This is a genomic window from Pseudomonas sp. P1.8, from assembly GCF_001269805.1.
In the GTDB taxonomy this organism is placed as follows: Bacteria; Pseudomonadota; Gammaproteobacteria; order Pseudomonadales; family Pseudomonadaceae; genus Aquipseudomonas.
Genome location: NZ_LHVM01000028.1, coordinates 1 through 1,189, shown reverse-complemented (window position 1 = coordinate 1,189; position 1,189 = coordinate 1). Strand labels below are relative to the sequence as shown.

At 60.6% G+C, this 1,189-nt stretch carries 1 pseudogene; it reads left to right on the top strand.

Annotation, left to right across the window (positions count from 1 at the left end):
- Positions 1-1,064: pseudogene (locus AD668_RS28230) on the top strand (hypothetical protein); the annotation flags it as partial.
- Positions 1,065-1,189 lie beyond the last annotated feature (125 nt).

The window sequence follows — 1,189 nt, the reverse complement described above, 5'->3', positions numbered from 1 at the left end:
AGGGGTTGGGGAAGGGTAGGTTTCACTTCGTTGGTTCAACTGCGGCGATGCTTACGGTGTTGGGTGGGGTGATTGGTGGGCTATCTGGCGGTGCAGCATTCGCAGAGTTCAGGTCTCTGCAAGTACAGCTGGAAAACGCCCAAAGCCGGGTCGATCCATGGCTGGAGATGCGCCAGAGCGTAGTCGGTGGACAAATCGCGGCCTTTGGCGCCCAAGCGTTGTTAGGGTTTGGCTACACTGCCCGCGCCTTGGCAGGTTCAATAACCGTCGAAACCGCCATCTTGCGCTACACGCTGTACCTGGGGCCGTTGAATTGGCTGATTGCCGTGCTGGGCGTGCTGCACTTGATCACTTGGGTGTTCGAGCAAACCCCGCTGCAAAACTTCCTCAACTTCTGTTGCTGGTCAAAAGCCCGGGCGCTTGACCTGGCCCCCATCGCACCCAAAGCCCAAGAGGAAGAACTCGATAGGCTGTACTTCATCCTGTATGCACCTCGGGTCAGCATGCAAAGCAGCACGGAATCGACCCTGGGTAGTGGCGCGTCGGGCCTTGCCTTCGTCAGCGCCATCGAGGCCCTGACCATCGATTTACCGGGGGCCGAGCCCGGCAGTGCCTACCTGGAGCTGAGCATGATCGGTGATCCCGTGGATACCCAGGCTTACCGCCATCTGATCAAGAACAGCCCCAACCAACATTTCAAGCCGCCGCGTCCCTGGCGGGACATGACGCCGCACTGGCTGGTCAGCAGCGTTTGCGAGTGGATACCGTTCAAGGACGGTCAGGGTCTGCGCCTGAGTGGTCCCTTCAAGGCGCTACGCGATGTCTTGGGCACAACCCCCAGCAGCGTTTCCCTGCGGTTGCGCTATCGCACGCCACTCCTCGCCATGCTCGGCGCCCCGACCTTCATCGGTGGCGAAGCAGGGCTGGCCTTTACCTTGAGCGACAGCACCGGCGTGATCGCGCTGCGGAACGACCCGACGCCTGAGCTGGATCGTGTCCCGCGCTACCGGCTCGGCGAGGATCATCCCGGCGCCTCTTACCTGCAACCCAAGGACAAACCATGAGCACGCCCGAGGCAGGCACCACAAAAAAACGGCTGTTGTCGCGCAATGATTATTTGGCGCCGCTGCCCATCCCTACCGGAGAAAAGCCGTGTGATGTGCTCAACATCATCTGGCGCAAGAACGAG